Below are 1,107 nucleotides of genomic sequence, written 5' to 3'. Positions count from 1 at the left end.
CTTCGCAAAGATCAAGGAATTCAGAGCCATAGCGACCCGCTACGAAAAGACAACGTCCAGCTACGCCGCCAATTGGCATCTCGCGGCTGCCATCATCGCCTCACGATGAATGTCCACAGACCCTAGTGCATCGGGATTATGCGGTTGAAGCGCCAATAGAAATCAGGATTTCACCGACTGAGATTGAAACGGTAAGTCCAGGGGGTCTCATAGATGAAGTCGCGCTACGGACCGGCGCAGAGTCGATTGAGAGCCTTGTACGCGGAGGTTCGCGGGGTGTTTTGAAAGGCTATCGAAACCCAGTCATTTCGAGTTTCTTTTACGGTAGTAACGAAATGGAAAGGCGCGGCTCAGGCCTAGCCGACATGCTTCAGTACACAATCGACAATAATGGTGATGTGCATTTCTATCCGATGGAGCAGAATTCTGCGTTTAAGGTACTGATTTTTGCCCGGCCAGAAGCAGTAGATGAAATTACTCGCACGGCGGTAGCAGATCAGTCTGAAACAGTACGGTTCACGACAAATCTTGTGGAATTTGTTGGTTTGCCGGAAAAGATTTGGCACGCCGGTACATCCGCGCGATCAGCATCAGGGCTTCGGAAAAGCGCCGAAGATCTTCCAGTTCCTCCAGGATATGTCCAAGATGGGCGCTTCTTTAGTTTTTACGATCTGGAGCGGATCACAAGTGACTATGTAACGCCATTTGACGAAGGAGACATCGAAGAACTGACAATCCCAGAGCTCTTTGAGCAGGGAAATGGTTTGAACATCATGCGTAGGCTACTGCATGAGATGTTGAACGAACACCTAAGGGCAATCGGTCTGGTTGTTGACGAGGATCGTCGCCGGGCGCACTTCCCCAAAACCGACGAGCCTGAAAGAAAAATCACTTATCAGGGACGCGTGAAGCGCGCTACGAGAACCATTGTGAAGGCTCGTACAAGGCGAGATTCTGACGATCTTCTCTACTACGAACATAAGGTCGTGTCGCGAATGCTGTGGAAATTCCCTGGCGGCGCGCTCCGGGCATGTGAAGGGTCGGTGTTTTAGGCTGCGAGGTCAAGGGGCATGGGTTCGAGGGGCTGAGAGAGGGTTTCCCAGCCGT

The 1,107-nt window shown here is 51.7% G+C and carries 1 protein-coding gene and 1 pseudogene; both read left to right on the top strand.

All coding sequences use genetic code 11. From position 1 onward, the window contains the following. Window positions 1–109: pseudogene (locus AAFO90_RS24940) on the top strand (IS5/IS1182 family transposase); the annotation flags it as partial. Between the two features lie 16 nt (window positions 110–125). After that, window positions 126–1,052 carry an ATP-binding protein gene (locus tag AAFO90_RS24935; RefSeq protein ID WP_347511195.1) on the top strand — a complete coding sequence of 309 codons (927 nt, stop codon included), beginning with the start codon at window positions 126–128 and terminating at the stop codon, window positions 1,050–1,052. The last annotated feature ends 55 nt before the right edge of the window (window positions 1,053–1,107 follow it).

Origin of the sequence: Phaeobacter sp. CAU 1743 (assembly GCF_039839315.1) — a bacterium.
GTDB lineage: Bacteria > Pseudomonadota > Alphaproteobacteria > Rhodobacterales > Rhodobacteraceae > Phycobacter > Phycobacter gallaeciensis_A.
This window is presented reverse-complemented; position numbering and strand designations above follow the sequence as displayed.